Source organism: Sphaerochaeta pleomorpha str. Grapes (assembly GCF_000236685.1).
Taxonomy (GTDB): Bacteria; Spirochaetota; Spirochaetia; order Sphaerochaetales; family Sphaerochaetaceae; genus Sphaerochaeta; species Sphaerochaeta pleomorpha.
In genome coordinates this window covers 527009-551157 of the sequence record NC_016633.1, presented here as the reverse complement: position 1 = coordinate 551157, position 24149 = coordinate 527009, and the positions used below count along the sequence as shown (strand labels likewise).

Below are 24149 nucleotides of genomic sequence, written 5' to 3'. Positions count from 1 at the left end.
GAATAATGCAGCAATCTTTTATAAACTAGCTAAGTATCTAGAAGACTATAATGTAGAAACCTATTATGAATATGTTTATAGCAAAGCAGAACATAAAGCTTTAGGAGAAGTCTTTCAATTTGGAACTCAGTTTGACTATAGATGGTTAAAAGAAGAAGAGTTATATTGCTACTTGTCATGGAGAACGGCATTAAGAAAGTTGCAAGCAGAGAAAATAGAAGAATTACCAGATGATAATAAAGAAATGAAATATCTGGGAAAAGTTTCAAATGATCTTTATCTGAGACTATATCTATTGGAAATTATAAATTTAATAGGAATTGCATCAGTTGGTGAAGGCTACAAAATTCTTACAGATAAAATACCGGAGATATTTGAAAATATTGATAAAGTATATATATATGAAGAAATAGTACATGACTATTGTCTGTACTATGGTCTAAATGATGGAACTGAAAAGAAAAAAGAAATAGATTTAGAAATTGCTAAGTTGAGGGATGGCAAATATCTCGAGCTAATACCTTATTTTAAAAAAAATACAAATTATGATTATCTTACAAGTTCTTTCTACTCTACAGAAAAAGGGTACCTTACTATGGACATCCTGCCATATGTATGTGGAGGAATAAATAAGCATATGAAAAGTAGGGGTATTGAATTCTCAGTATTGTTAGCTGGAGATTATGAAGAGCAAACATATTGGACTCCTTTTAATAGAATAAATTTCATGGAACAAGGAAATGCAAATCCAATCTGTAAATTTCAGCCAGAATACCAGGAATCATATTCTTATGATGATTGGAAATGGATAAAATATAGCTGGATAAATTCAAAGTTTAAAAAAGCAATAATTGGCTATCTAATAAAAATAACGGAGAAAAATCTAAGAGAATACTACCATCAGAATTCAAGAATTACAGTAAATCTCGATAAATTCTTAGAAACTAAGATATATGAATGGGAAAACTTTAAAGATATATATGAAAAATTCAGAGAAGAGATTTATAGTAAGGAGAGTCAAGATTTGATAAAAAAAATTGTACAAGCCTACATAAAGAAAAAAGTTCAATAATATAAGAAGCAAAAAGGATTAAGTTAATCCACTAGATTAGATTGAGTACTACGGACCAACTCTATCAGGAGATCGGACTGAACCCTAACAGACTTGATGATCATTGAAGCCAACAGACGTCCTTACCTATGATATAAATCCCAATGTGCGCGGTCTGATAATTCTACTCAATGAAAAACTTCCTTGGCATTCACAATCCCAAAGAATTCTTTGTTCGTTGAGGCTTTTAATGCAGAATCTGATGCATGTCCAGACTGATCAGGGCAAAGAAAAACCCACACGCTGAAGTGTGGGCTTTCTATTCCATAATAGGTAAGGTTTTGGACATTGAGCGCCTTGCGGGAGTCGAACCCGTTTCTTCAGCTTGGAAGGCTGAGGTAATACCATTATACGAAAGGCGCGCGCTAACGTTGATGTTTATAAAGCAAAATCCAAAGTTGGTCAAGCCCTATTGTTGACATATATGCATCTTCCTGTTACAAGTAAGCCATCAGTAGAGCGTAGAGAATTGAACGTTTTGCAAAGCGAGGATAGAAACGTGGGACAGCGTGGAGAAGTGTATTCATCGAGGCTTGTCAAGAATGACAGGACCTATTTCTTTAATGTAAAGGAAAACATCTATGGGGACATGTTCCTCAATATGGTAGAGAGCAAAGGCACTCCAGATAGCGAACGCTTTATCAGGCAGTCAATCATTGTCTACCAGGAAGACCTTGGAGAATTTGTCAAGGAACTCCAGAAATCGCTGGATTTCATCAAGCAAAACGAAAAAGGGACAGTAGAAGTCTAAAATAGCAAGCAGCCGTCAGGCTGCTTTTTCTTTGCCCCGGCCTTGATACGGAATGTTTTGCGATGGATAGGCGAAAGCCCGTACAGCAGGCAGGCCTCGCGATGTTCTTCGGTGGGGTAGCCCTTGTGCTTTGAAAAACCATATAGTGGCCATTTTTTATCTGCACAGACCATATACCTGTCTCTGGCGTTCTTGGCCAGGATTGAAGCTGCCATAATGGCAGGGACCGTGGCATCACCCTTGACGATGGCAATCGTGGCACAGTCAAGGTCGGGTCGTTGGTTCCCGTCCACCTTTGCAAGGTCGATTGGATGGTCTTTCTTTATTTTGTCATAGGCGCGTTTCATCGCAAGAAGGGAAGCCTGCAGGATATTGATATGGTCGATTTCCTTGGCCGTTGCCCAGGAAATTGCATAGGCAAGTGCCTTTTCCCTGATTACAACCTCGGCTTTCATCCTCTGTTGTTCGGAAAGTACTTTTGAATCGTTGAGAATCTCGACAGGAAAGTCATCACCGAGGATAACCGCAGCTGCGCATACAGGTCCGGCCAGAGGGCCTCTTCCAGCTTCATCTATCCCACAGATGACCTGTGGTTCAGCAAAATCGAACAATTGCCCATCACCCAATCGTTTTTCCTCCCTTTTATCAAGGTCAATCCTATGCTATAATCAGCGCTATCTTGCGTCAAGCTACATAAGAGGTCACCTTGTTTCTCAAAAGCCTGGAAATTTATGGATTCAAATCCTTTGCAGACAAAGCAAACCTGGAGTTTTCCGATGGGATAACCAGTTTGCTGGGTCCCAATGGTTGTGGAAAAAGCAATATTGTCGATGCCATCAAATGGGTATTGGGTGAACAATCTACTAAGACCCTTCGGGCTGGAAAGATGGAAGATGTCATTTTCAATGGCACCGATACCCGCAAACCGCTGCAAGTTGCTGAGGTCTCCTTGACCATAAGCAATGAAGCAGGCGCGCTTCCCCTTCCCGATGCCGAAATAGAAATCAAACGACGAATCTTCCGTTCCGGAGAAAGTGAATATTATATAAACAGAAACAGAGTCCTCCTGAAGAACATCCGGGAACTGTTTTTCGATACAGGAGTGGGAAAAAGCGCCTATTCCATCCTTGAACAAGGAAAAATCGACCAGATCCTTTCCTCACGCCCAGAGGACCGCAGATATATTTTTGAGGAAGCGGCTGGCATATCACGGTTCAAGCAGCAAAGCATCGACGCTGAAAGGAAACTGGAGAAAACCGACGAAAATATCCTGCAGGTGGAGACAATTCTCAAGGAAGTCCGCAGAAGCTATGAAACAAAGAAGAACCAGGCTACGAAAGCTTCTTCTTATCGCGAACTAAAAAAAGAACAGTTTGCCCTTGAAGTGGATATTCAGCTTTCCACCCTCAAGTCTTATATTTTGTTGAGAGAGAGCAAGCAAGAACAGAAAGAATTGACAGAAAAGACTTTGGAAGAGCAAAGCGGTTCCCTTTCCTCCTGCGATACGGAAATAGAAGAAATGCAGGCCAAGATGAGGGAAATGGGCACTCGGCGAATTGCAATCCAGACCGAGCTCCAGCGCCTTGACGAGGCTCAGAAGGGTAGGAATGACAAATTGGACCTGTTGACCCAGCGGTTCAGGGATTTCTGTAAGCAAAGGGATGAGGCCGGGGCCAGGTCGGAGTCCATTCTTGAACGCATCCAGCGGGACAAGGATGAAATTGATGAGAAACTCAATGCTGTGGCCGATATCGACGATGCCTTTGCACAGCTTTCGATAGAGATTGAGAAAAACCAGAAGGGCCTGCTTTCAACCCAAACCTTGATCGAGAGTCAGAACCAAGAGATAGACCAGACAGAACTGCTTGATGTCAGTCTTGACGACGAACTTGAAGAATTGGCAGGAAAACTTAAGGATTTGACGGATGTAATCGTCATCGAACTTGAGGAAAAACTGAAACAGTCCGGCTATAACCTGGAAGAAAAACGAGCCGCCTTGGCTTTGTTTGAATCCAAATTGAAACATATTGACGCCTCACTGCTGGAACAATCAGCCTTTCTGGAAAAGCTCAAAACCATGGGAGTTCCTGCCCTTGAGGTGCTTTCCCAGCAACAAAAATATCAATTGGGACTTCAGAAAGCTTTTTCTGAGTTGAAGGAACTGTTTGCCTCCTACCAAATGCACCAGGCCTCATTCATAGACGAATTGGTTGCGCCCCAAGGGATAATCTCGGAAAAGCACCGGTTGGAAACACAAATGGGTGCCAAACGGCTGCAGGTTTCCAGAAACAGGGAACGGATTTCTTACCTACGGGAAGAAAACCGTAAGCTTTCGGCTTCCCTTGAATCCTACCGGCTTGCAATCTCGGACCAGAAAGTTGCACTCAATCAACTTACAGGCCAGAAACAAAGTGCGAAGGAATGGGTGGCTAAGCTGCAGCTCTCGGTTACCGAGCAGCAGTACCAATATAGTGATGCCCTCAAGAACTCGGAGAATGCCCAGGAACGGATCTATGAGACCCAAGAGGATATCCGCGACACCGAGGCGGAACTCAAGGAAATGAAGGCAACAGTTTCAATGCTCAATGAAGACCTGAAAGATATCATCTCCCTTATTGAGGAAAAAGGTTCAGAGATTAGGGCGAAACAGGAACAAAAAGCCTCTTCCTATGATAGACTGCAAGCCTTACGCGGAGAAAGTGTGAAACTCGGGTTACAGATTGAGCAGCTTGTCTCCAATATCGGGGGAATCTATACCACGTTCTTTGAGAATTTCGGAAAAAGTCTCAAGGAATATGAATCGAGACTTGACGAAGAGATTAACGATATCCCGGTTTTGAAAACCCGTCTTGATGAAGTGAGACGGAAAATTGAAGGGCTCGGATATATCAACCAGATGGCAGAGGATGAGTTTGCAGAGGTGAAGGAACAGTACGATTTCCTTACCAAGCAGTTGGATGACCTCTCCAAGGCAAAGAGCGACCTCGATGCAGTCGTATTGGAAATCAAGACCAGAAGCGAACAATTGTTTCTGGCGACCTATAAGAAAATATCCGAAAATTTCCAGGAAATGTTCAGACGGTTGTTTGGAGGGGGGCGTGCCGAGTTGAAACTTGTGGATACAGAGAATGTCCTGCAGAGTGGCATTGATATCCTTGCTCAGCCCCCGGGGAAAAAACTTACCCATCTTTCCCTCCTTTCAGGTGGTGAACGTTCGATGACAGCGGTTGCCCTTTTGTTTGCCACGTATCTGGTGAAACCATCGCCATTCTGCATCCTGGATGAAATCGATGCAGCCTTGGATGACCGGAATATCGGGTATTTTCTATCGGTACTCGAGGACTTTGCATTGAAGAGCCAATTCATTATCATTACGCATAACAAGCATACGGTAATGGGTAGTAGTACTTTGCTGGGTGTAACACAGATGGAAGCCGGGGTTTCGACCATGGTAAGCTATCGTATAGGGCGCATAGAGGGTGAGGCAGTCATATATAATGACGACTCGCAAGAGGTTTCTTTTAACGCAGAAGGATCGGTTTTAGGCACTCCTTGACAGGTAGCCGTTGCTTGCGGTATAAGATTTAACTTGAATGAAAGTGTATAGAGAAAGGTAATGTTTGATTCAATAAGTGATAAATTCTCCACAGTTGTGCGAACGCTGGCCGGAAAGTCCAAAATAACAGAGAAAAACATCCAGGACGCCGTTGAAGAAATCAAGGTCGCCCTGCTTGATGCCGATGTAAACCTTCGTGTTGTTCGCCGTTTTGTCAACGGGACCATGGAAGAAGCGATGGGGGAGAAAGTCCTCAAAGCTGTCGACCCTGGCCAACAGTTTGTCAAAATTGTCTACGATCGTATGGTTGCTTTGCTTGGGGATGAGGAACACCAGAAGCTTTTGCTCAAGGGCCCTGATACCACTTCTGTCATTCTGATGATGGGTTTGCAGGGGTCGGGTAAGACTACCACCGCATCCAAACTGGCCGCCAGGCTGAAAAAGGAAGGCAGGAGACCCATGCTGGTTGCTGCCGACTTGGTTCGCCCTGCTGCAATTTTGCAGCTGAAAGTCCTCGGCGACGCTATCGGAGTTCCTGTATTCAGTATTGACGGAGAGAAAAACCCGGTCAAAGTTGCAAAGGCAGCACTTGCCCTTGCAAAGAAAGACCAGCGTGACGTTCTCATTGTCGATACCAGTGGTCGAATGCACCTCGATGAAACCCTCATGGATGAGATTAAACGGGTAAGTGAGGCTCTCAAGCCAGATGAAACCCTGTTTGTCGCTGACTCCATGACCGGCCAGAATGCAGTGACTATTGCCCAGGAGTTCGAGCAGAAAGTTGGGATTACCGGTGTCGTACTCTCCAAGTTCGATAGCGATACCCGTGGTGGTGCCGCTCTATCTTTGCGTTCGGTTGTAGGAAAACCCATCAAGTTCATCGGTACCGGTGAAAAGACGGAGGATCTCGAACCGTTCCATCCCCAGCGGATAGCCAGCAGAATCCTTGGCATGGGTGACGTTGTATCCTTGGTTGAAAAGGCCCAGGAGACAATAAACGAGCAAGATGCATTGAAAATGCAGGAAAAGATGGCAAAAAACACCTTTGACCTGCAAGATTATCTTGACCAGTTGAACAGAATGGATAAAATGGGTTCGGTCGACCAGATTCTTGAAATGATACCCGGGGCAAAGGGCCAGATCAGTGAAGATGATATCGACAAGAAAGAAATTAAACGTGAAAAAGCAATCATATGCTCCATGACCTATGCGGAACGAACAAATTACCGTATAATGGGTCCGACCCGGAGAAAAAGGGTGGCCGCAGGTAGCGGAACCAACGTCTCCGACGTGAACAGGATGCTTAAGAAATTTGAGAAAATGCGACTTACTATGAAGAAGTTTGCAAAAAATAAAAAATACCAGGCTGCAATGCTTAAACAGATGGGTATGTAGAGTTGAATTCGAGTAGGAGGAATTGACGTGAGCACAAGCATGAGATTGAAGCGGTTTGGATCCAAGAAGAGACCAGATTACAGGATTGTCGTTATGGATTCCAGATCTGCAACCAACAGTCGTACGATTGAAGAGGTTGGCCAGTACCATCCGATTGCCGAGAAAGACAAACAGGTGGTTCTTAATGTCGAGAAGATCAAGGACTGGCTCGCAAAGGGTGCTCAGCCCAGCGATACGGTAAAGCACTTGCTCAACAGCAATGGCGTAACCATTACCAGAACTGTCCAGGAATAAGTTCCCAGGAGATAGTTGTGGAAAAAGATCTTGTTGAATACATTGTAAAGTCCCTTGTGGACATCCCTGACGAAGTAAGCATCAATGTGATCGAGGGCGAAAAATCCACGATCCTTGAGCTGAAAGTAGCCAGTGACGATGTCGGAAAGGTGATTGGCAAGCAAGGCCGCATAGCAAAGGCAATCAGGACAATCCTGAGTGCTTCTGCCACTAAAAGTGGTAAGCGTGCCGTGCTCGAAATCTTGGATTGATTATGGAACAAATGCTCTGTACCGCAATCGTGCAAAGTCCTTTTGGAATTCACGGCGAGGTAAAAATCTATTCTTATAATGATGATTTTCGCTACCTTGGGACACTCAAGGAAGTTGTGCTTCGTTGTAAGGATGGAACCGAGCGAATTGTTACAATTGAGAAATTCAGGATGCAAGGCTCCCAGGCCCTGATGAAATTTTCTGGGTATGATACTCCGGAAGATGCCAGGGCATTGGCAGGTTGCTCGCTGATGGTGGAGAGGGGGAAAGCTACCCCGCTCAAAAAAGGCCAACACTATGTTTCTGACCTCATTGGATGTTCTTTGGTGCATGACGGTGAGGTTTTGGCTACAGTAGTGAATGCTTTTGACGGTGCCCAGGCAGTACTTCTCGAGGTTTCTGTTTCTGAGGGGAAGACCTGTATGGTCCCCTATCTTGAACAGTATATCGGAACTGTAGATACCAAGGCCCTGACTATTGAGTTGAAGACTCCTTGGATTCTCGAGTGAAGATTCATATCGTGACCCTTTTTCCCGGTATCGTGGAGGGTTTTTTCAACAATTCAATTATGAAACGGGCTGTTGAAAGCGGGACCATCAGTTTTGACGTAATCGATTTCCGATCCTTTGCATCTGATCGTCATCATACCTGTGATGATGCCCCTTTTGGGGGAGGTGCCGGAATGGTGATCAAATGTGAGCCACTTTGTGCAGCGTTGGATTCTATCGGGGCAAAGGGGAAAAGGGTAGTATATCCTTCTCCTTCCGGCCGAAAGTTTACCCAGCAGTATGCAGAGGATTTGAGCAAGGAAGAAGAACTGGTCTTTGTCTGTGGTCATTACGAAGGTATTGACCAACGGGTGATTGACCTGTATGTTGATGACGAGATTTGTATTGGGGACTATGTAATCAGCAGCGGTGAGGTTGCTTCACTGGTAATTGTCGATGCCGTATATAGGCTGATTGGCGGGGTTATCAGCAATGAATCGCTTGATGAAGAGAGTTTCAGTGACGGGCTGCTTGAATATCCCCAATATACAAGGCCAGAGACCTATTGCTCAAAACGTGTCCCTGATGTATTATTGAGCGGACATCATGCCAATATTGGTCAATGGCGATTGCAGAAACGGTTGGAAAAGACTTTGTCTTACCGGCCGGACCTGTTGGAGACGACATCTTTGGATGCGAACTCCAGAAAAGTTTTAAATGAACTGAAAGAACATAGTGCGAAGGGGACCGTAGACGATGGACGTAATTAAGGCTATTGAGTCGGAACAGATTAAGGAAAATGCAGAGAACTTCTGTATTGGTGACACCGTAAAGGTGTTTTTCAAGATTATCGAAGGTGCAAACGAACGCGTGCAGGTTTTTGAAGGCCTTGTAATCGCAAAGAACAATGGCGGAATCCGTCGTACATTCACAGTGAGAAAGATTTCTTACGGTGTAGGCGTTGAGAGAATTTTCCCATTGCATTCACCTCGTGTCGAGAAGATCGAAGTGGTCCGTAAGGGCCGTGTCAGACGTGCAAAGCTTTACTATGTACGTGACAAGGTTGGCAAAAAGGCAAAGGTTAAGGAACTTATCCACAGAAAGAACGCCTAGTTCTTTCACCAATAGCCAGAAAGGGACGACATCTATATGGTGCCGTCCTTTATTGTTTGCCCTTATTTCTCTTCTATCTTGAGTAAGTTGGGAAAACAGGGTATTTTTAGCCATAGAGGTCAACATGGTATCTGAAAATAGCAAACTTGAATCAAACCCACCGCAGAAGTCTTCGGGAAACCGAAAGCGGGACAGAGGACGCAGGAACACAAAGAAAGGCTCCCGTCCAAAGGGACCTGCACAGGCTGCCCCCAGTACTGTCGCTGCTTCACCTGTAAAGAATTCTTTGCTTCCTGATCAGACAAAGCGTGTTTTTCATAGTAACTTGCCTCAGCTACCTGTAAAGAAAGTCCAAGAGCCCTTGGAAGTCTGTCCTATCTGCAATAAGACTATCGAAAATATTGCGGAGGCTTTTACCTCTGAGAGTGGTGGTCATAGTCATTTTGATTGTGTCTTGAAAAAAATTGCAGAATCAGAGACTTTGGCAGAAAACCAGAAGGTGAGTTATATCGGAAGGGGTACCTTTGCCGTGGTTGAACCAAAAGAGGGTGGTGGTTTTACATTTGTAAAACGGATTGTCTGGGAAAACCAGGAAACGTTTGATGCAATGAAAAAATATGTAGAGGCAGCCAAGAAATGAAGCCATCCTATAATGTTGCCATGCTCCCTGGTTCTTTTGACCCTCCGACGAATGGGCATATAGATATCATTGAACGCAGCGCCATTCTTTACAATAAACTCTTTGTTGTCGTGGCTGACAACGTGCAGAAGAACTGTATCTTTACCGCGGAAGAACGAAAGCATATGCTTGAGCAGATTCTCTCGGGACACAAAAACATCGAGGTAGTAAGTTACAGGGGCCTTGTGGTGGAGTTTGCCAGAGAGAATGGTATTGGTGTAATGATACGGGGAGTAAGGGCCCTGGTTGACTTTGGTTATGAGTTTGAGTTGGCTATGACCAACAAGCAGCTTAATGAGAGTCTGGAGGTATTGTTTATGCCGACCAGTCCGAAATATTTCCAACTTAGATCGAGTGCAATAAAGGAAATGGCGGCCTATGGGGCCGATATTTCCCCGATGGTTCCTCCTCTGGTTGTACAAATGATGGGAAATCGTGTCAAGTTGTTGACGCAATAAGGGTTTTCCGTTATTCTTGCTTAAGTGTCAAAATTTTGCGTAGTGTAAGAGGAAATTCAAATGGCAACACCCAAATATAAGACTTCCAAGGCCAGTGCGGCTTCTCGTAAAGCCGCTAACATGCGTCTGGTAGCTCCTACTCTTTCCCGTTGTAGTACCTGTGGTAATATGGTCCTGCCTCATCGCGTATGCCCTAAATGTGGCTTCTATCGTGGTGTCCAGGTTATTGATTTACAAGACAAATAAGAGCAGTTCAGGAGAAAGAAATGGATAGTAAGGAAGTTTACGAGAAAGTTAAGGCTCTCATTGCAGAAAAGCTTGAGATTGATCCATCGAAGATTTCTATTGATGCTTCATTCCGAAAGGATCTGGGAGCAGATAGTCTTGATACATATGAATTGGTTTATGCAATCGAAGAGGAATTGGGCGTTTCCATTCCTGACGAGAAAGCAAATGAATTCGAAACCGTCAAAGACGCTGTAGACTTTCTCGCAACCCAGCTCTAAGGCTTGTCTTCTATGGATGACCAAGCTTTTGGGAAAGCTCCCGGAATCTCTGAAACAAGAGAACGGGAGCTTCTTGTATTTATTGAAAACAGTGGTATCGTGTGCAAGGATTTGCAACTTCTCAACCTTGCATTCACCCACCGTTCCTTTGCCAACGAAACCTCAGAGGTTGTCGATAACAATGAACGACTTGAGTTCTTGGGTGACAGTGTCCTGGGTGTTATTGTAGCTGATTGGCTTTTCAGAAATCTTCCGGCAAAACATGAAGGGGATTTCTCAAAAATCAAAAGCGTGGTTGTCAGCGAAGACAGCCTGGCAATGGTTGCAAGAAGGCTGAATATTGACCAGTATCTTCTGATCGGTAAGGGTGAGGAGTACAGTGGCGGCAGGGAAAAGAAAGCATTGCTTGCAGATTGCCTGGAAGCACTGTTTGCGGCCTGTTACCTTGACAGTGGTTTTGAGACAGCCAAGGATTTTGTAATGAAATACTTGGAGCCTCAGATACAGGCTGTGCTCAAATATGACTATCATAGGGATTACAAAACGAGTCTGCAGGAATATATGCAGAAGCGCTGGAGAAAATGCCCTACCTATACATTGGTAAAGAAGACAGGCCCTGAGCATGATTTTACTTTTTTTGTAGAGGTAAAGGTCAATGACCTATCCTTTGGCCCTGCGAAAGGGAGAAACAAAAAGGAAGCAGAGCAGAATGCTGCAAAGCTTGCCTATGATAGTGTGGTAGTCCCCAGCTCCGACTGATAGCTTTCCGCTATTGCAAGGAGCTGTTCCTTTTTATTCTGCTTCGGGTCATCCAATACGGTTTCCAGAAGCAGATTCAACAGCTGGCCTATGCGGGGACCCTTGGGGATTCCCGCTTGCATCAGGTCGTTTCCGTTAATAGCCAAATCCCTGATTGAAAGTGCATCATGCGCAGAAAGGATTTTCTGGATCCTGCCATCGAGTTCAGATACCATGGTAATATCTATGGAATCATGGATTGCTTTCTGATCGGCAAGCCTGAGCTGAAAGAGCAACGGAATGTAGGCGAGTCCTACGCGGTTGATAAAACGCCTCACTGCACTGTCTGTCCAATCTTCTTTATAGCTGAACATATGCTCACGTACGAGCAGGGAAACCGTATTGATTTGCTCATTACTGGCTTTCAGGTGGGACATAATCTTTTTTGTTTCTTTCTGGCCTACGATTTCATGCTGGTAGAAAGTGTTGACCCCGTTTTTATTGGCAATTGTCGTACTCTTGCCTATGTCATGGAACAAAGCGGCTAGCCGTACTTCCAAGGGGAAATGCATGTCAGCAGCCGCCTGGCAAGATGAGAAGTTATGGGACAGGATATCCTGGTGGTGCATACCTCCCTGTTCTATCCCCTCTCCTTTTGCAAGGGCAGGGAAGAGAAGGGTAAGGATGCTTGTCTGCTTCAAATACGTAAGGCCGATTATCGGCTGGTTTGATTCGACCATCTTGAAAAGTTCGTCTCTGATTCGTTCCATACTTACCAGCAGCAAATTGTCTTTGAGATCCCTCATAGCCTCAAGCGTCTCTTTTTCAATGGAGAAATTGAGTTTTGAAGCAAGCCGGCAACCCCTGAAAATTCTCAAGGCATCTTCCTTGAAACGAAGCTGTGGATCCCCGATAGCCCTGATACATTGGTTTTTCAGGTCTTTTCTCCCATCATGCAAGTCGATGATTTCACCTGTGCTGCAGTCGGCGGCAAAGGCATTGATGGTAAAATCCCGCCGTTTTAAATCTTCCTCAAGGTTTCTGATGAAGGTAACTGACTCAGGATGACGACCATCGACATAGGATCCATCGCTACGGAAGGTAGTCACTTCAAACTTCTGCTTCTCGAATATGACTGTTACCGTCCCATGGGCAATCCCTGTGGGGATGACATGGTGAAAAAGTGAAATTACCTCGGTAGGCTCGGCATCGGTAGTGAAATCGAAGTCGTCATTTTCAATTCCAAGGAGGTAGTCGCGGATAGCCCCGCCAACGATATACAGCGAGAAACCTGCGTCCTTGAAACGGGAGGCAAAACGTTTGATTGAACTGGAAACCGGGAATTTCTGCATACTGCCACACTATCGCGCTAAAGAAGAAAGGTCAACGGAAAAAAAGATGGTAAAGGTTGCCATTTAACGCTTTTATGAATAGAATAACAGCAATGCGGAAGTCGGCGAAGGCTTCCAATCCAAGGAGTGCGTATGTTTCGTCCAGTAACCACCAAGGTTGATTTTCCTGCGATGGAAGAGAATGTTTTGTCTTTCTGGCAGGAAGGAAATATTTTTGCTAAATCAATTGAATCAAGACCTGCTGATAATGAGTATGTCTTTTATGATGGACCTCCGTTTGCAACAGGGCTCCCTCACTTCGGTCATCTGGTTCCAGGAACAATCAAGGATGCAATTCCCCGCTACCAGACCATGAAAGGCAAGAGGGTAAACCGCCGTTTCGGGTGGGATTGCCACGGACTTCCCGTAGAATATGAAATGGAAAGAACGTTAGGAATCAGCGGCCCTTCGGCCATCGAAGAATATGGCATTGCAAATTTCAATGAACAGTGCCGCTCGATTGTTCTCAGGTATACAGGTGAATGGAAGAATACCATCAACAGGATGGGGCGTTGGGTCGACTTCGACCACGGCTACCGCACCATGGATACCGACTACATGGAATCGATCTGGTGGGTGTTCAAGACCCTCTTTGAAAAAGGACTTATCTACCAGGGATATAACATTTTGCCCTATAGCCCCGCTCTCGGTTGCCCCCTTTCCAATTTTGAAGTCAACCTCGGTGGGTATCAGGACGTCGTAGACCAGGCAGTAACGGTCAGGTTTGCAGTCGAGGGAATGAAAGATACCTTTTTCCTGGCCTGGACGACCACGCCCTGGACGCTTCCTTCAAACCTTGCACTTGCATTTGGTCCTGATATCGACTATGTCAAGGTGTTGGATAAAAGTGACAATTGTTACTACATCCTTGGAAAGGCCCGTCTTTCCCATTATTACAAGGACGAGACTTTATTTGAGATTGTCGAGGAACAGAAGGGTTCCTTCTATAAAGGAATGCGCTATAAGCCCCTATTCCCCTATTTTGAGAATCTTGCGAAAGAGGGTGCCTTTGTCTGCGTAACCGGTGACTATGTAACGACTGAGGACGGATGTGGCATTGTCCATACCGCCAGTGGATTCGGTGTAGATGACTACCAGGTCCTTAAGGGGACAGGGATTCCTGTCGTATGCCCAATCGACGACGAATGCCGTTTCACCTCCGAAGTGCCTGATTTCCAGGGCCGCTTCGTAAAGGATACCGACAAGGATATCATTGCCTGGCTCAAGGAGCATGGGCTTTTGGTTAAACGGGAAAACTATCTGCACTCCTATCCCTTCTGCTACCGCACCCATAAGCCGCTGATCTATAGGGCAATGAGCTGCTGGTTTGTAGATGTACAGAAGATCAAGGGAGCAATGCTTGCTGCCAATGAACAGATCACCTGGATGCCCGAACACCTTAAAGAGGGGCGTTTCGGAAAGTGGCTCGAGAATGCCCATGAATGGGCGATCAGCCGCAACCGTTTCTGGGGCAACCCAATCCCAATCTGGAAATGTGATGGCAGTGACTATATTGAGGTAATCGGAAGCAGAGCCGACCTTGAGGCAAAGTGTGGCGTTTCTGTACCAGACCTGCACAAGCATTTCGTTGATGAACTTACTTGGCCAAGTCCGGACGGAAAAGGCACCATGAGACGAATCAGCGATGTCCTAGACTGTTGGTTTGAGTCAGGTTCAATGCCGTATGCCCAGCTTCACTACCCGTTTGAAAACAAAGAGTTCTTTGAAGAACACTTCCCGGCTGACTTTATTTGCGAAGGGTTGGACCAGACCCGTGGTTGGTTCTATACCCTGACCGTAATCGCTGCAGGCCTATGGGAGAAGCCCGCTTTTACCCATTGTGTTACCAACGGCATTGTGTTGACAGCCGAGGGTAAGAAGATGAGCAAGAGTGCAAAAAACTACACTGACCCCATGGAAATCGTCAACCAATATGGTGCCGATAGCCTACGTTTTGCCCTCATGAACAGTGCTGTAGTCCGTGCCGAGGATTTGAAATTCAGTGAAGAGAGTGTCAAAGACGTTCTCAAAACCTTGATCATCCCCTTGTGGAATGCCTATTCGTTCTTCGTGACCTATGCGAATATCGACGGGTATGAGCCAAGTGAGACAGCATATGAGAAACTATCGAATCCTATGGATAAGTGGATTATCAGCAGCTGCGAAAGGTTTGTCCTGGAAGTGACCGAGGCTTTCGACGCCTATGATATCCAAAGGGCAAGCTCGCTGTTCGTGCCTTTCCTTGATGACCTTAACAACTGGTATATCCGCCGTAGCCGCCGCAGGTTCTGGCGCAGTGAGAATGATGGGGATAAGAAAGAAGCTTATGACACGTTGTATAGGGTCCTGATGACCTTTATCAAGGTTGCTGCTCCCCTGATTCCTTTCACTACTGAAGAGATTTACCAGAATCTCAAGTCAGAGGGAATGGAAGAGAGTATTCATTTGTGCTCGTTCCCGACCTATGAGGGCGGACAACGTGACTTTGCGTTGGAAAAACAAATGGCGCTTACCCAGAAAGCCATTGCAATGGGACGTGCCGTACGTGCGACCAATAATTTGAAAATTCGTCAGCCGTTGCAGACCCTGTATCTTGTTGACCGTGAGAATGATGAGAGGGAAGTCCTCTCCTCCATGGAAGATATCATTGCAGAAGAATTGAATGTAAAGAAAGTCCATCTGCAATCGGACGAAACCGGATTGGTCAGTTACAACGCAAAGGCAAACTTCAAGGTGCTCGGTTCCTCTTTGGGCAAGCACATGAAGGAAGTGGCCTCGCAGATTGCTGAGCTTGATGGCCCGACAATCGGTCTGCTTCTGGATGGAAAGAGCCTGCAGGTGACCTACAGTGCGGGGACAATAGAAATCACTTCTGAGCAGATAATCGTACAACGTACCGAAATGGAAGGGGTAAAGGTTCTTAACGATGGATCTTTGACCGTAGGTTTCGATACGAAGGTTACCGAAGAACTGCTTGAGGAAGGAATTGCCCGGGACATCGTGAGAAGCGTGCAGAATCTCCGTAAGGAAAGTGGCTTCGATGTATCAGACAGGATTGAACTTGTCTATAACGGCGATGCTGTAATAGAGAAGGTTTTTGCAAACTATGGTTCCACCATTGCCAACGAGACTCTGGCAAATTCCATTTCCAAGGCAGAACTCAGCGGTGAAGGAATCGATTGTGGAGAGCATTCTGTTCAGCTTTCGGTAAAAAAGGCTTGAGATGAAAAGAGTTAGGATTGTTTTTATTGCCAGCATGACAGTATTGCTTCTCTCTTCCTGCGCTACATTGGGCAAGAAAGCGAAGCCGTACTATTATTTTCAGGGAATGGCAAAACCCAATTCCATCGTGGTGACCATCGATGCAAAGGCTGAGAAAGCCCTGGTTGCATCGGCTTTCACCGGTATGGATGAGTTTTCCAGGCGAGCGAACAGGGTTTCCCTCTCGCTCACTCCCTCTGGTGATGAGTTTCCAATCCAAGGCAATGACCTTCAAGCCTATGGGGTGGTCCAAGGGGATTACCCTCGCTTTCTGATAAATACAGGCATGATGTATTCTTCTTCATTATCGATGCAGGAGAATACCGATGGCCTTTCCTGGTTTACGCAAAAGAATGGGAACCTCAGCCTCTCTGCTGCAAAAAACGACGTATTGCTATTTACCAATGGTTCCTATGCAGATGCCTATGAGAGCATTGGGCAGAAGATTGCGTTCATCGACGATGAAACAGCTTTTCGGATGGCAAGTGTTGCGATTGCAGTGTATGCGGATGAACCTGAAACTTTTTTTGATCTTGGCCTTGGGTTGAACGATGCAGCTGTCAAGCAAATGAAAAAGATACTGCTATTGATTAACCAGAATGGGGATATGCATACGCTTGATGCCTATATCACCATGGACAACCCTAAACTTGCCCAGACCTTGTCTCAGATGGTAAGAACGGGGTATCTGGCAAGATTGAAAAAAGAAAAGGTTCCCTATAAGATTGCAGACCTCATGAAGATGTTTTTGATAGAGGGTGATCTTCTCACTATCAAGGGTATGTCGCTGACCGAAGAGCAAATGGGTATGTTGGAACAAAATATTACCGGTTTGGTCATGTGAAGGAGATGGTAAAATGCCTATATACGAATATGAATGTGAAATGTGCCATTCTCATATAGAATTGCACCAGAATGTCATGGAGCATGAGGCTCCGGTTGTATGCCCTTCCTGTAACTGTGAACATACGATGAAGCGTATCTATAGTGCTTCACCGGTAATTTTCCGTGGGGCAGGGTATTATTGCACCGATAGCCAGAAAAGCAATGGCAACACAAAGAAGGAGTAGCATAATGGATACCAAGAAAAGGATTCTGACCGGTGACAGAACTACCGGGAAGTTACATCTCGGGCATTATGTTGGTTCCCTGCAAAGCCGCGTCGAACTTCAGGATGAATATGATGAATTTATTCTCCTTGCCGATGTGCAGGCCTTGACGACCCATTTCGCAGAGCCTTCCCTTATAAACAGCAGTATCTATGATGTTGCCATGGACAACCTTTCTGTTGGTCTCGACCCTGAGAAGGTTACGATAGTCCAGCAGTCCCAAGTGAGTTCCATTGCTGAGTTGACTATTTTTTACTCAATGCTTGTGACAGTCAACCAGCTCAGGCATAACCCGACTATAAAAACTGAAGCTAAAAACTATGGATATGCAGATCTGACCTACGGGTTTTTGGGATATCCTGTCAGTCAGACAGCTGATATTACCTTCTGCAATGCCGATTTGGTACCGGTGGGAGAAGACCAGGTTCCCCATATCGAACTTGCAAGGAAGATTGTTCGGAAATTCAACGAGCTGTATGGTACCTCGATTGTAGAACCACAGGTTAAGCTTAGCAAAGTGGGCCGTTTGAGTGGACTTGACGGGAATGCAAAGATGGGCAAGAGCATGGGAAATGCCATTTATCTTTCAGATTCCCCACAAGCCGTCTGGGAGAGGGTGCGCAATGCCGTGACCGATCCTGCAAGGATTACCGTAAAGATTCCGGGACATCCCGAAATCTGTAATGTTTACAAGTACCATTGTGTGTTCAACCAGGGAGAAGTCTCCAACATCGGGGAAATGTGTAAAAATGCAGCCATTGGGTGTGTCGCCTGTAAAAAGCTACTTAACGGGGCGCTTAATGCCCTGCTCGATCCGATTCGGGAGAAACGCCATTATTATGAGGAACACCGTAATGAAGTACGGGACCTTATTATCAGTGGGACTGCGAAAGCGAACGCTGTCGGTAATGCGAACCTTCAAGATATAAAGGAAAAAATGCATGTCATTATCTGATAGCATTTGATCTTCCACTACTAAACAGGGGCTGTTTCAAACGTATGATATAAATCATGCTGGAGACAGTTCCTTTTTTAGTATTTCCCGATACAGCTGTTTTCCCAAAAAGGGAAGATATGCAAAAAATGTTACAGCCAAGCTCAAATCCATTGGTAAGAATAAATAGCGAAACCTTAAATATGAATGGTATACTGTGTGCTTGGTGAGAAGAACGAATAAAAGGAGTTTTGCATATGAAAAGATTGCTTGCGTATTTTATGGTTTCCTTATTTGCTATCACAGCAGTTCTAGCCACCGGAGCCAAGGAAGTTACACCGGCTGCCGTTGCTGCCCCGGTTGTTGAACCTGAGATTACCCATGAAGAGCTGGTATCCCGGGCCCAGGCCGAGGGAAAGGTCGTTGTCTATGCTACCAGTAGTAGAATTGCCAAGGCTGCCGAAGGTTTTACGAAACTCTACGGTATCGAGGTAGTTAGCTCGAATCTCAAGGACTTCGAGTTGATCGAAAAAGTTGCCAAAGAAGCCGAAGCCAAGGTAAGTGGGGCTGACTTTGTCCTTGCACAGGATGCAGGAAGGTTGGTCGGAGAACTCCTGGCACCAGGATATCTCTATAACTACGTACCCCCGACGCTCAAAGATGTTATCCCGGTCTCGATGCAGAATCCCCTGCAGGCTTTTGCCATAAACAAAGTATTCATTTACAATGACGAAGGCCTCACCTCTGTTCCCTATACCAATATCTGGCAGTTTGCAGACCCTGCTTTTGCGAGCACCCTTAACTTCAAGAACCCGTTCCAGGAAGGGGTAAACGCAAACTTCCTTACCATGTGCACATCCGATGAATGGGCTGCAAAGATTGCAAAGGCATATAAGTCGTATTATGGAAAGGATATTGTCCTGTCTACCCCCAATGCAGGGTATGAATGGATCAAGGCAATTTTCGAAAACGACTTAATCGTCGGAACCAGCGATACAACCATTGCAGAGAATGTGGGTATCAAGGGACAGAATGCAAAGAAAATCAATCCTCCGGTCGGCCTTTTCGTCTATTCCAAGGCCCGCTATGCTACAAGCAAGAACCTTGCGTTGAAAGCAAGCATGACCATGGAACCGTTCAGCGGTTTCTACTATAGCCTGTACACCTTGATGTGTGCCTCTGCAGAGCATCCGAATGCAGCAAAGCTGTTTATCGAGTACTTGTTCTCTGCCGAAGGCTTCTCACCTTGGGGTTCCGACTGCGGTACCTATAGCGCAAACCCGAACAATCCGATCCAGGAAGATATCGATTATCCTTTTGCGACTTGGCAACCCTTGCTTGTCGGTGAAGACGGGGCTTATTGCTTTGAACATCGTGCAGAAGTCGAGGAATTCCTCAACCAGTACCTTTACTAGTCTTAATCGATTGAATATGGCCTGCAGGTAATCCCTGCAGGCTATTATCAAGGAATCATCCCATGAGTACCAAAAGCAGGTTGAATAACCTCAAATCCTATCTGAAAAAGCCCCATAATATCATTCTTTTGATATTGTTTGTGGTCTTGGGTTACCTTACGCTTGTCCCGTTGGTTACCATTGTGACCGATACTGTTACGGTACATTCCTCTGAAGCCCGTATCGTAAAACAAACCACAGGTACCTTTACCCTGTATCACTGGAAAAAAATGTTTGTCAGTGGTATTACAAGCCAGAAAATTTTCTATGAACCTTTTCTCAATACGATGGTCGTAGCCTCGTTGTCCTGCTTGATAGCCATTTTGGTGGGGGGCTTTTTTGCCTGGGCAGTGACAAGGACAAACCTTCGTTGCAAAGGATTCATTTCAACTGTCTTTGTATTTCCTTATATCATGCCAGCCTGGACCCTTGCCATGGCATGGTTGAACTTCTTCCGAAATTCCAGGGTAGGGGGAGTGCCAGGCTTGTTCACCGTCCTAACCGGTATCGAAACCGCAAACTGGTTCGCCTATGGCCTTTTCCCGATTGTAATTGTCCAGGGAATCCACTATGCACCCTTTGCCTATATCCTTATCGGTGGCATTTTACGAAATATGGACGCCAATCTCGAGGAAGCAGCCATGTTGCTCCATGCAAACCGGTGGCAGATAACACGAAAAATTACCCTTCCCATTGTGAAACCCGCTTTGTTGTCTACGTTCCTTCTGGTTTTCTCCAGTACCATGAGCGCCTTTGCTGTCCCAGCCTTTCTCGGAAGCCCCGTTAGGTACCAGGTCCTTACCACTCAGATGTACAGGACCCTCAATGGAATAAACCCAGGCTATGGCTATATCATGGCATTGATCATGATTGTCATTGGTGTAGGTATCCTTATGCTCAACCAATGGATAACGGGAAAACGAAAAGCCTATACGACCATCACGGGAAAGAGCTCGAACATTTCCCTGTTTAATCTCAGGAAGGCAAGGACTCCGTTGACCATAGTTCTGGTAGCCATCCTTCTGATGGTTGCAATTCTTCCCCTTTTCTCGTTTGCCATTGAATCCTTCATTATGGCACCCGGAGACTATTCATTCTCGAACTTTACCACTGAGTTCTGGGTTGGTGCCGGTAGGGCAGACATTGCAAACAGTGAACCTGGTATTCTGCGCAACCCGTCAATCTGGCTTGGACTGAAAAACAGTCTCAAGCTATCGGTCATTGTTTCCCTGATTGCTGGGACGGTGGGGATGCTCGCCGGATATTCCATAGCAAAGAAACGCGGTTCGTTGCTTGCGACCTGGGTGAACAACCTGACGTTCTTCCCCTATCTCATGCCTTCCATGGCCTTTGGAGCCATCTATCTCTCCATGTTTGCAGTGCGAAGAGGTTTCATTCCTGCGATGTATGGGTCCTTCGGGCTTCTGGTCATCGTAGGTTCCATAAAATATCTTCCCTTTGCTTCACGAAGCGGTATCAATGCGATGCTTCAACTCTCGGGTGAGATTGAGGAAGCAGGAACCATTATGGGCATCGGTTGGTTCAAGCGTATGACCCATATCATATTCCCAATCCAGAAAACTACGTTTATAAGCGGATATCTTTTGCCTTTTATCTCTTGTATGAGGGAATTGTCCTTGTTTATTCTTTTGGTTTCCCCTTCAACGAGAATTCTTACGACATTGTTGTTCCAGTACAACGAAAAAGGTTGGAACCAGTACGCCAATGCCATCAATCTCATGATCGTAATCATTGTCGTGGGCTTTAACCTTTTGGTCAATAAATTTACCGGGGCCTCCATCGACAAGGGAATCGGAAGCAATTAAAGGAGTCTCTCATGCCAAAGATTGAATTGAAACACGTTACCAAACGTTTTGGAAAATTTGTAGCCGTAGATGATCTGAACCTCACAATCGATGATCGTTCTTTCGTAACCCTCCTAGGTCCCTCAGGATGTGGAAAAACCACCACCCTCAGGATGATTGCCGGGCTTGAAACCCCCACAGAGGGTATTATTACGATCAATGACCGTGTCGTGTTTTCCTCTGAGGATGGGATAGATATTTCACCAGATAAACGTGATGTAGGATTCCTGTTCCAGAACTATGCACTCTGGCCACATATGACAGTATATAAGAACATTGCCTTTGGACTCGAAAATCTAAAATGGCCAAAGGAAAAAGTGCAGCAGAGAGTGACAGAACTGCTGGATATGCTCAAGATAGGGGAGTTCAGGGAACGATACCCTTCTGAGTTGTCAGGCGGACAGCAACAGCGGGTTGCCATCGCACGTACTTTGGCTACCGGTCCGAAAGTCCTGTTCATGGATGAGCCCTTGTCCAACCTTGACGCCAAACTCAGGATGGAGATGCGCACCGAGCTGAAACGCCTGCATAGGGAAACCGATTCCACGTTCGTATATGTTACCCATGACCAGCTTGAAGCTATGACCTTGTCGAATAGGGTGTGCCTTATGAAAAACGGTTATATGCAGCAGTATGACCCCCCTCTTGAGGTCTACCGTCGTCCAGCCAATACCTTTACCGCTGATTTCGTCGGTTCTCCCCCCATAAACCTTATCAGTGGGAAGGTGATAGACGACAAGCCGGTTATCCTTCTCCTCCCAGGGGACGTCAAGCTTGCCTTCATTCCTTCCGATACGGTACAATTGGAAGTAGGACAGGAAATAGTATTGGGCATTCGACCTGAACATGTGGAAATTACCGATTCCGATGCGATGGCAGAGGGCATAATCCTGTCCTCTCTTCCCTCAGGGATGGAAACAATAGTCCAGCTAAGTCTGGGAGAGAGTTACCTGCATTCAGTCATCTTTGGCGATTTGGATTTTGATGTGCAGAAAAAGGTCGGGATTTCATTTTCAAAAGGAAATTTCAATCTTTTTGACAAAAAGACCACATTGAATCTTGGACAAGGAAAATTGGCCAAAGCGTAAGATAAGAAGACAGTAGGGAGACAGAGAAGGGGATAGGCTTACTCCGTTTTGGGGTGCTTGTCCTTTTTTCTGTTACTGCGAAATGTAAAACAGTACGGAACACCGTACAAAGGAAACAAATGAAAAGGAACCTGTTCAAGGCCTATGATATCCGGAGCAAACGGGATAATTTCGACGATGAGACAACCCTTGCCCTCTGCCATGCCATTGCATATTACATGATACACGATGTAAAGACCTATTCGATCGTAGTCGGTCGTGATACCAGAGTCGGAACGGAAGCTATCATGCAGAAGGCCCTCGAGGTCTTTCAAGCCTCAGGAATGACTGTCTATGTACAGTTGAATGCCATTGGAAGCTGTCAGTTCTATTATAACTGCATGCAGCGTCCAAAAAGCGGTGGGCTCATGATTACCGCCAGTCATAATCCAGGTTCCTATCTTGGCATGAAGCTGGTGGCTCCGGAAGTTCAGAGCATTGCCAAAAACTGCGGCCCCAAGGGAGGCTTGCAGACTGTCCAGAAATATTATGATGAAGAATTGCTGTGCAATACCCGCAAGGGAGGAACCATTGTTCCTCTCAACACCCTCGATGCTTTCATCGACTACTCGATGAAATTGGCCCGGGTCCCGGCAAAAAGCCTGAAAGGGTTGCCTGTAGTCTGTGACTTCCTCCATGGAAGCAACGGCGAGGCTATCAGCAGGGCACTGAACCATTGCGGTGTCGATGGCACGTATCTGCATCTTGTCCCCGATGGGGCATTCCCCTGTGGTGATCCGAACCCGGGTAGCGAAGGAAGTACCGCTGAGGTCAGGCAGTACCTATTGGACCATCCTACCGATATGTGCTTCGTCTATGACGGGGACGGGGACCGCATGGACCTTTTATATCGCGGGCGTCAACTTTCCCCCTGTTTTGTCATGGGTTTGATCACGGATGAATTGACAGAGATGTTCCATGGCTATTTTGAAAAACCCGAGGAATCCTTTAACCCTATGTTCCTTTTCGATATCAAGGCTTCGCCTGCCTTGTTGCTGAGTCAGATTCACCAAGGGAAAAAAGTTTCTTTGGTCCAGAATGGCCATTCCTATATCAAAGATGCCCTGCTGAATAATAAGGGCAACCATTTTCTGGCGGCTGTTGAAGAGTCTGCCCACTATTACCTGCAATTCCCCCAGAGTATAGGAGACTGGATGAGTCCCCTGTTTGCCAGTGAAAACACTTTGTTTTTCACCTTGCTTGTCCTTAAGGCATATCAGAAAGATCCCCGCCGATTTGATGAGGCAAGGATCCTTCAGGATAGTACCTGGAGACAGCGGGAATGGTCGGCTATGATCAAGGAAGAAGGAAAACGGAATACGCTCCAGAAGGCCATTGAGGATCGCATCATGGCAATGGGTGCTATCAAGGTGACTACCAACAAGCTCGGGGAGAATCTCAACGCTACGCTTCTTCGGTACAATCTTCCAAAATCCTATGATGATGGCGCTACCTTGCGCACTCCTTGGTTCCAGGTATTCCAGCGAGTGAGCCAGAGCGAGGATGCCTTGGTCCGTTGGGAGGTACTAGCCAGCGATGAGAAAATCGGGCAGAAGGTGCTTGAGGAAATGGCTAAGGCCATGAAAATGATCGAATAGCACAGGTTTCAAAATTCGAAAGAAAGTAAAAATATCGACCCCCAGGCAATGTTTGGGGGTCGAGTTATAG

24 protein-coding genes and 1 tRNA gene are annotated in these 24149 nt (G+C 45.8%); 22 read left to right on the top strand and 3 right to left on the bottom strand.

Annotated features, from left to right (window positions below):
• Positions 1–172 precede the first annotated feature (172 nt).
• Positions 173–1072, top strand: coding sequence for a hypothetical protein (locus SPIGRAPES_RS02500; protein ID WP_014269208.1), 900 nt, complete (start codon positions 173–175; stop codon positions 1070–1072).
• A 330-nt stretch (positions 1073–1402) separates the two neighbouring features.
• On the opposite strand, the gene SPIGRAPES_RS02495 is transcribed toward SPIGRAPES_RS02500, so the two are convergent.
• Positions 1403–1473, bottom strand: a tRNA-Gly gene (locus SPIGRAPES_RS02495).
• Between the two features lie 137 nt (positions 1474–1610).
• Between SPIGRAPES_RS02495 and SPIGRAPES_RS02490 the strand changes: the two genes are divergently transcribed.
• Positions 1611–1862 (top strand): DUF3276 family protein, encoded by a 252-nt coding sequence (locus SPIGRAPES_RS02490; protein WP_014269207.1) that lies wholly within the window; start codon positions 1611–1613, stop codon positions 1860–1862.
• Here SPIGRAPES_RS02490 and SPIGRAPES_RS02485 read toward each other — a convergent pair.
• Positions 1859–2488 (bottom strand): ribonuclease HII, encoded by a 630-nt coding sequence (locus tag SPIGRAPES_RS02485; protein ID WP_014269206.1) that lies wholly within the window; start codon positions 2486–2488, stop codon positions 1859–1861. The two genes, SPIGRAPES_RS02490 and SPIGRAPES_RS02485, sit on opposite strands and share 4 nt — an antisense overlap.
• Before the next feature lie 80 nt (positions 2489–2568).
• Between SPIGRAPES_RS02485 and SPIGRAPES_RS02480 the strand changes: the two genes are divergently transcribed.
• From SPIGRAPES_RS02480 to rnc, 12 genes are all read left to right on the top strand, one after another.
• A complete protein-coding gene (locus SPIGRAPES_RS02480) occupies positions 2569–5418 on the top strand; it encodes a chromosome segregation SMC family protein (RefSeq protein WP_014269205.1) in 2850 nt (949 codons plus the stop codon).
• A gap of 60 nt (positions 5419–5478) precedes the next feature.
• Positions 5479–6813 carry a signal recognition particle protein gene (gene ffh / locus SPIGRAPES_RS02475; protein ID WP_014269204.1) on the top strand — a complete coding sequence of 445 codons (1335 nt, stop codon included), beginning with the start codon at positions 5479–5481 and terminating at the stop codon, positions 6811–6813.
• Positions 6814–6840: 27 nt separating this feature from the next.
• Positions 6841–7107, top strand: coding sequence for a 30S ribosomal protein S16 (rpsP, locus tag SPIGRAPES_RS02470; protein ID WP_014269203.1), 267 nt, complete (start codon positions 6841–6843; stop codon positions 7105–7107).
• A gap of 17 nt (positions 7108–7124) precedes the next feature.
• Positions 7125–7358, top strand: coding sequence for a KH domain-containing protein (locus SPIGRAPES_RS02465; RefSeq protein ID WP_014269202.1), 234 nt, complete (start codon positions 7125–7127; stop codon positions 7356–7358).
• A gap of 2 nt (positions 7359–7360) precedes the next feature.
• A complete protein-coding gene (gene rimM, locus SPIGRAPES_RS02460) occupies positions 7361–7867 on the top strand; it encodes a ribosome maturation factor RimM (protein WP_014269201.1) in 507 nt (168 codons plus the stop codon).
• Positions 7864–8616, top strand: a complete 753-nt coding sequence (trmD, locus tag SPIGRAPES_RS02455) for a tRNA (guanosine(37)-N1)-methyltransferase TrmD (RefSeq protein WP_014269200.1) — start codon at positions 7864–7866, stop codon at positions 8614–8616. The genes rimM and trmD overlap by 4 nt, the downstream gene beginning before the upstream one ends.
• The gene (rplS, locus tag SPIGRAPES_RS02450) at positions 8603–8959 is read left to right on the top strand and encodes a 50S ribosomal protein L19 (RefSeq protein ID WP_014269199.1); all 357 of its coding nucleotides are present in this window, start codon (positions 8603–8605) and stop codon (positions 8957–8959) included. Before trmD ends, rplS begins: the two co-directional genes overlap by 14 nt.
• A gap of 124 nt (positions 8960–9083) precedes the next feature.
• Complete coding sequence (locus SPIGRAPES_RS16410; protein ID WP_014269198.1) at positions 9084–9599, top strand: hypothetical protein; 516 nt, start codon at positions 9084–9086, stop codon at positions 9597–9599.
• Entirely contained in the window at positions 9596–10096 is a 501-nt protein-coding gene (gene coaD / locus SPIGRAPES_RS02440; protein WP_014269197.1) for a pantetheine-phosphate adenylyltransferase, read from the top strand. Before SPIGRAPES_RS16410 ends, coaD begins: the two co-directional genes overlap by 4 nt.
• A 60-nt stretch (positions 10097–10156) precedes the next feature.
• On the top strand, positions 10157–10342 hold the full coding sequence (rpmF, locus tag SPIGRAPES_RS16775; protein ID WP_014269196.1) for a 50S ribosomal protein L32: 186 nt from the start codon (positions 10157–10159) through the stop codon (positions 10340–10342).
• Positions 10343–10362: 20 nt separating this feature from the next.
• The gene (gene acpP, locus SPIGRAPES_RS02435; RefSeq protein ID WP_014269195.1) at positions 10363–10602 is read left to right on the top strand and encodes an acyl carrier protein; all 240 of its coding nucleotides are present in this window, start codon (positions 10363–10365) and stop codon (positions 10600–10602) included.
• A gap of 12 nt (positions 10603–10614) precedes the next feature.
• Positions 10615–11361, top strand: coding sequence for a ribonuclease III (rnc, locus tag SPIGRAPES_RS02430; protein ID WP_014269194.1), 747 nt, complete (start codon positions 10615–10617; stop codon positions 11359–11361).
• Here rnc and SPIGRAPES_RS02425 read toward each other — a convergent pair.
• Complete coding sequence (locus SPIGRAPES_RS02425; protein ID WP_014269193.1) at positions 11328–12692, bottom strand: CCA tRNA nucleotidyltransferase; 1365 nt, start codon at positions 12690–12692, stop codon at positions 11328–11330. The genes rnc and SPIGRAPES_RS02425 overlap by 34 nt on opposite strands.
• 132 nt (positions 12693–12824) lie before the next feature.
• Between SPIGRAPES_RS02425 and ileS the strand changes: the two genes are divergently transcribed.
• The 8 genes from ileS (at position 12825) to SPIGRAPES_RS02385 (ending at position 24079) form a co-directional block, all read left to right on the top strand.
• Positions 12825–15953 carry an isoleucine--tRNA ligase gene (gene ileS, locus SPIGRAPES_RS02420; RefSeq protein ID WP_014269192.1) on the top strand — a complete coding sequence of 1043 codons (3129 nt, stop codon included), beginning with the start codon at positions 12825–12827 and terminating at the stop codon, positions 15951–15953.
• Between the two features lies 1 nt (position 15954).
• Positions 15955–16836, top strand: a complete 882-nt coding sequence (locus SPIGRAPES_RS02415; protein WP_014269191.1) for a hypothetical protein — start codon at positions 15955–15957, stop codon at positions 16834–16836.
• A gap of 13 nt (positions 16837–16849) precedes the next feature.
• Complete coding sequence (locus tag SPIGRAPES_RS02410; RefSeq protein ID WP_014269190.1) at positions 16850–17062, top strand: FmdB family zinc ribbon protein; 213 nt, start codon at positions 16850–16852, stop codon at positions 17060–17062.
• Between the two features lie 4 nt (positions 17063–17066).
• Positions 17067–18056, top strand: a complete 990-nt coding sequence (trpS, locus tag SPIGRAPES_RS02405; protein ID WP_014269189.1) for a tryptophan--tRNA ligase — start codon at positions 17067–17069, stop codon at positions 18054–18056.
• Positions 18057–18292: 236 nt separating this feature from the next.
• On the top strand, positions 18293–19450 hold the full coding sequence (locus SPIGRAPES_RS02400) for an ABC transporter substrate-binding protein (protein WP_014269188.1): 1158 nt from the start codon (positions 18293–18295) through the stop codon (positions 19448–19450).
• Positions 19451–19512: 62 nt separating this feature from the next.
• Positions 19513–21315, top strand: coding sequence for an ABC transporter permease (locus SPIGRAPES_RS02395; protein ID WP_014269187.1), 1803 nt, complete (start codon positions 19513–19515; stop codon positions 21313–21315).
• 11 nt (positions 21316–21326) lie between these two features.
• On the top strand, positions 21327–22442 hold the full coding sequence (locus tag SPIGRAPES_RS02390; RefSeq protein ID WP_014269186.1) for an ABC transporter ATP-binding protein: 1116 nt from the start codon (positions 21327–21329) through the stop codon (positions 22440–22442).
• Between the two features lie 119 nt (positions 22443–22561).
• A complete protein-coding gene (locus SPIGRAPES_RS02385; protein WP_014269185.1) occupies positions 22562–24079 on the top strand; it encodes a phosphohexomutase domain-containing protein in 1518 nt (505 codons plus the stop codon).
• Positions 24080–24149 lie beyond the last annotated feature (70 nt).

Coding starts and splice junctions, on each gene's coding strand:
- ffh (WP_014269204.1), top strand. CDS start 5,479: ATGTTTGATTCAATAAGTGATAAATTCTCCACAGTTGTGCGAACGCTG.
- rimM (WP_014269201.1), top strand. CDS start 7,361: ATGGAACAAATGCTCTGTACCGCAATCGTGCAAAGTCCTTTTGGAATT.
- rplS (WP_014269199.1), top strand. CDS start 8,603: ATGGACGTAATTAAGGCTATTGAGTCGGAACAGATTAAGGAAAATGCA.
- SPIGRAPES_RS16410 (WP_014269198.1), top strand. CDS start 9,084: ATGGTATCTGAAAATAGCAAACTTGAATCAAACCCACCGCAGAAGTCT.
- coaD (WP_014269197.1), top strand. CDS start 9,596: ATGAAGCCATCCTATAATGTTGCCATGCTCCCTGGTTCTTTTGACCCT.
- rpmF (WP_014269196.1), top strand. CDS start 10,157: ATGGCAACACCCAAATATAAGACTTCCAAGGCCAGTGCGGCTTCTCGT.
- acpP (WP_014269195.1), top strand. CDS start 10,363: ATGGATAGTAAGGAAGTTTACGAGAAAGTTAAGGCTCTCATTGCAGAA.
- rnc (WP_014269194.1), top strand. CDS start 10,615: ATGGATGACCAAGCTTTTGGGAAAGCTCCCGGAATCTCTGAAACAAGA.
- SPIGRAPES_RS02425 (WP_014269193.1), bottom strand. CDS start 12,692: ATGCAGAAATTCCCGGTTTCCAGTTCAATCAAACGTTTTGCCTCCCGT.
- ileS (WP_014269192.1), top strand. CDS start 12,825: ATGTTTCGTCCAGTAACCACCAAGGTTGATTTTCCTGCGATGGAAGAG.
- SPIGRAPES_RS02415 (WP_014269191.1), top strand. CDS start 15,955: ATGAAAAGAGTTAGGATTGTTTTTATTGCCAGCATGACAGTATTGCTT.
- SPIGRAPES_RS02410 (WP_014269190.1), top strand. CDS start 16,850: ATGCCTATATACGAATATGAATGTGAAATGTGCCATTCTCATATAGAA.
- trpS (WP_014269189.1), top strand. CDS start 17,067: ATGGATACCAAGAAAAGGATTCTGACCGGTGACAGAACTACCGGGAAG.
- SPIGRAPES_RS02400 (WP_014269188.1), top strand. CDS start 18,293: ATGAAAAGATTGCTTGCGTATTTTATGGTTTCCTTATTTGCTATCACA.
- SPIGRAPES_RS02395 (WP_014269187.1), top strand. CDS start 19,513: ATGAGTACCAAAAGCAGGTTGAATAACCTCAAATCCTATCTGAAAAAG.
- SPIGRAPES_RS02390 (WP_014269186.1), top strand. CDS start 21,327: ATGCCAAAGATTGAATTGAAACACGTTACCAAACGTTTTGGAAAATTT.
- SPIGRAPES_RS02385 (WP_014269185.1), top strand. CDS start 22,562: ATGAAAAGGAACCTGTTCAAGGCCTATGATATCCGGAGCAAACGGGAT.